The sequence below is a fragment of the Streptomyces gossypii genome (assembly GCF_025165795.1).
In the GTDB taxonomy this organism is placed as follows: Bacteria; Actinomycetota; Actinomycetes; order Streptomycetales; family Streptomycetaceae; genus Streptomyces; species Streptomyces gossypii.
Map to the genome: position 1 here is coordinate 1 of NZ_JAJAGO010000035.1, position 4145 is coordinate 4145.

The 4145-nt window shown below is 68.3% G+C and carries 1 protein-coding gene; it reads left to right on the forward strand.

From position 1 onward, the window contains the following. Positions 1 to 249 precede the first annotated feature (249 nt). Positions 250 to 4145: LamG domain-containing protein (locus LHJ74_RS34005; protein WP_311203382.1), on the forward strand; the 3896-nt coding region annotated here is incomplete at its 3' end.

A 4145-nucleotide genomic window follows, 5' to 3' on the forward strand; every position in this document is an offset into this window, starting at 1 on the left:
TGTTCACTGACCGTCTAGGACGGTTTCGGTTCCCTTCTGCATGCAAAAGTGATTCAGGTCACTAAGGGCGCGTGCTGAATGGTCATACATGTCTGCTTTGGTGGCGTAGATCAGTTTACTTAACTTCCCTTAACGTCAAGCCACTTGTTTCTTACGAGATCTTCAACTTGTGGGTGGGGTGTGGGGGTTATGGGGAGAGCTCTGCGCAGACGCAGACGCAGACGCAGACGCAGTCTGCGCAGCGGGTGGGTGGTCTCTGTGCTGGGTCTCGCCTTGGCCGCAGGGCTGCTGCCGGGCAGCTCCGCAGCCAGCCCCCCGGGCCGGTCACCCCAGCAACCGCAGCCGACGTCGGCGGCCACCGCTGGGGACGAGTCGGGCGCGGAAGCGGCGCCCCGCTCCGAGGAGGAAGCCCTCGCCGAGGCGGAACGCACCGGGGAAGCCGTCGAGGTGACCTCGCGCCGCGGCGAGAGCAGCGAGCTGTTCGCCACCCCGGACGGCAAGTTGGAGGGGCGGGAGTATCTGCGCCCCATACGGGCGCGGGTGGACGGCGACTGGCAGCGGGTGGACACCGATCTTGCCGCCTCCGAGGGCGGGATGGTCGCCCCGAAGGTGGCCACCATCGGCCTGGAGTTCTCCGGCGGCGGTGACGCTCCCCTCGTCCGGATGGAACGCACCGGGCGTGAACTGGAAGTGCGCTGGCCGAAAGGCGAGTTGCCCACACCGCAGCTGACGGGTGACACAGCGGTCTACCCAGAAGTACTGCCCGGTGTGGATCTGCGGCTGTCGGCGCAGGTGGACGGCTTCTCGCAGTTGCTGGTGGTCAAGTCGGCGCAGGCTGCGGCCAGTACGGAGCTCTCCGAACTGCGGCTCGGTCTGGACGCGGCGGGCATGACCGTACGGGAGACCTCGTCCGGCGGGCTGGAAGCGGTGGACGCGGGAGCGAGGACCCCGGTGTTCGAGGCGTCGACCCCGCTGATGTGGGACTCCAGCGAGGGTGCCGGCGGGGCAGGGGACGCGGCGCCTTCGGCGAAGCGGTCCGCTGCCCTGGAGGGCGAGGACGGCGGAGACGGTGAGCCCGCGCCCACCGAGTCCGGAAAGCTCGCCCCGGTCGGCGTGGAAGTACCCGCAGCGGGGGATGAGCTGGTGCTCACCCCGGACGAGGACGTCCTGCGCGGTGAGGACACCGCCTACCCGGTGTTCATCGATCCGCAGTGGCATTCTCCGCGCGCGTCGGCGTGGACGATGGCTTCGCGCTACTGGTCCTCGTCCCCGCAGTGGAAGTTCAACGGCGAGTCGAACGCCGGGCTCGGCTACTGCGGTTGGGCGTACTGCAAGCCCCAGGACCTTAAGCGCCTCTTCTACCGCATTCCGACCTCCCGTTTCGCGGGCAAGGACATCCTCTCCGCCGAGTTCGTGGTGCGGAACGTGCATTCGGCCTCCTGCACGGATCGTGAGGTGCAGTTGTGGCGTACGAAGGGGATCAGCTCGTCGACGACCTGGAACTCGCAGTCGGCGTCCGGCTTCTGGGTCGAGCGGCTGTCGTCGAAGTCGTTCGCCTACGGCTATGAGGGCTGCGCGTCCAAGGACGCCGAGTTCTCCGTCAAGGCGGCTGTGCAGGAGGCCGCTTCGAAGAAGTGGTCGTCGCTGACCTTCGGCATGAAGGCCACCAGTGAGTCCGACAAGCTGACGTGGAAGCGCTTCTCCGACAAGGCGCATCTGCGGGTGAAGTACAACCGTCCGCCCTACCAGGTGCGGATGTCGCAGCTGACGATGGAGTACGGCGGTGTGTGCAAGAGCTCGGGCGACAAGGCTCGGGTGCGCACGCTGGGCAAGGTGTACGCCAGCAACATCAAGGATCCGGACCGCGACCATGTGGCGGTCCAGTTCCAGGCGAAGTGGGACACGGGGGATGGCAAGGGCCTGATCGCCCGCTGGAAGCCGGGCCGGACGACGTACAAGAAGTCCGGATCCGACTTCGCGGTCTCCCTGCCCTCCTCCGTGCCGGAGAACAGGACGGTGCACTGGTACGTCCGCGTCTATGACGGTGCGCAGTACTCGTCCTGGTCCGCCGCCGGTTCGCCCACGGCCTGTTACTTCGTCAGGGATACGAAGGTGCCCAAGGCGCCGTCGATCTCCTCGGGTGAGTATCCGGCGTCCGATCCGGGGGATCCGGACGATCCCTGGTACGACGGCGTGGGCCGGTACGGTTTCTTCGCGCTGGACGCCTCGGACAGCGACGTGAACCGGTACCGGTACGGCATCAACGGCGATCCGAGCGCGAAGCGGCAGCTCAGCACCTCAGGCGGCGCCGCGAAGTCGGCGAAGGTACTGCCGGGGAAGCCCGGACTGAACTTCGTCACCGCGCAGGCGTTCGATGAGGCGGGCAACGGTTCGGAGATCCGCACCTACCAGTTCCGGGTGAAGGCCGGCCAACCGGAGCGTGCGACCTGGCAGTTCGACGAGGACGCGGGCGGCACCGAAGCCGAAGGGTCCACCCCCGGCCGCAAGGCAACCGTCCACGGCGGGGTCAGTCCCGGCGACGAGGGTGCCATCGGCACGGCGGCCACCTTCAACGGCACGGACGGCTACGCGACCACCGACATCCCCGTCGTCAACAACCGGCGGGGCTTCACGGTCTCGGCCTGGGTGAGGATGTCCGAGCTGACCGACCGTGCGGCGATCATCGCCGCCCAGCCGGGAAACCACGCTCCGGGCTTCGAGTTGTACTACTCGGCCGCCCACAACCGCTGGGTGTTCAACCACTACGCCTCCGACGACATCGACGCCAAGGTCGTCCGGGCCATGGCGGACCAGCCGGGCGACGCGCATCCGGGGGAGTGGACCCACCTGGTGGGCTCCTACGACGGAGTCGAGAAGCACCTGCGGCTGTTCGTGAACGGCAAGCTGGCCGGCCAGACCGACCACCCCAGCGCGTGGGAGGCCCGCAGGGGCCTGCGCATCGGTGCGGGCTCCTACGGTGAGCTGACGAAGAACTTCTTCCCCGGCCAGATCGACTCCCTGCAGATCTTCGACAAGCGCATCGCCCAGTCGGAGGTCGACACCCTCCACGCCAAGGGCCGCGTCGGCGATCCGGGGCGGCCCGCGATCGCGGTCTTCGACATGGAGGAAGCGCCCGGAGCCACCGAACTGGCGGCGCACGGCGACGTACTGCCCGCCAAGTACCACGGCGGAGTCACCGCGGGCGCCGACGGAGTGGCGGGCAAGTCCCTCAGTCTCAACGGCACCGACGGGCATGCCCGGGTGGCCTCCCCGCACGTCAACTCCTCCCGCAGCTTCTCCGTCTCAGCTTGGGCGAAGCTGGAGCACAAGACCAACGTTGCGGCGATCATCACCGCCCAGGCGGGGGAGCACCGTCCGGGCTTCGAGCTGTACTACTCGGCTGACCTGGACAAATGGGCCTTCAACCAGTACGACGCCGACGACCCCGAAGCCAAACCCGTACGGGCCACCCAGCTCGACGGGCAGAGCGCGCACCCAGGCGACTGGGCGCACCTGGTCGGAGTCCACGACACGCTCGCCAACACCCTCACGCTGTATGTGAACGGCACCGAGGCCGGATCCACGGAACTCAGCGGCGCCTTCTACGCCGACGGCCCGCTCCAGATCGGCGCCGGCAACTACAGCGGCGAACCCGGCCGCCACTTCCCCGGCCAGATCGACGACCTCCGCCTCTTCGACCGCCCCGTCTCCGCCCACGAGGCACAGCAGCTCTTCCAGCAGCGGCCCGTCCTCACCGGCCGGTGGCAGATGGACGACGCCAGCGACCCGGCGAACGGAACCGGCACCACCCCGGACGCCGGACCGCTGAACAACGACGCCACCCTGCACGGCGACGCCCGGATCGACCCCTCCGGCGCGTTCATGGGCGACAACGGCCTGCTGCTGGACGGTGTCGACGACTACGCGCAGACCGGCGAGGTGCCGGTCGACACGAGCAAGAGCTTCACGGTGACCGCCTGGGTGCGAGCCGCGGCGGAGCTGGACGAGGCGAAGACGGCCGTGAGCGCTACGGGAGACGAGCAGAGCGCCTTCACCGTGGGTTTCGTACCTGACCCGGCAGCTCCGGGCGGGGCAGGGCTCTGGCAGATGGGCATGTCCGGCAGCGACAGCGACAAGCCAGCCCG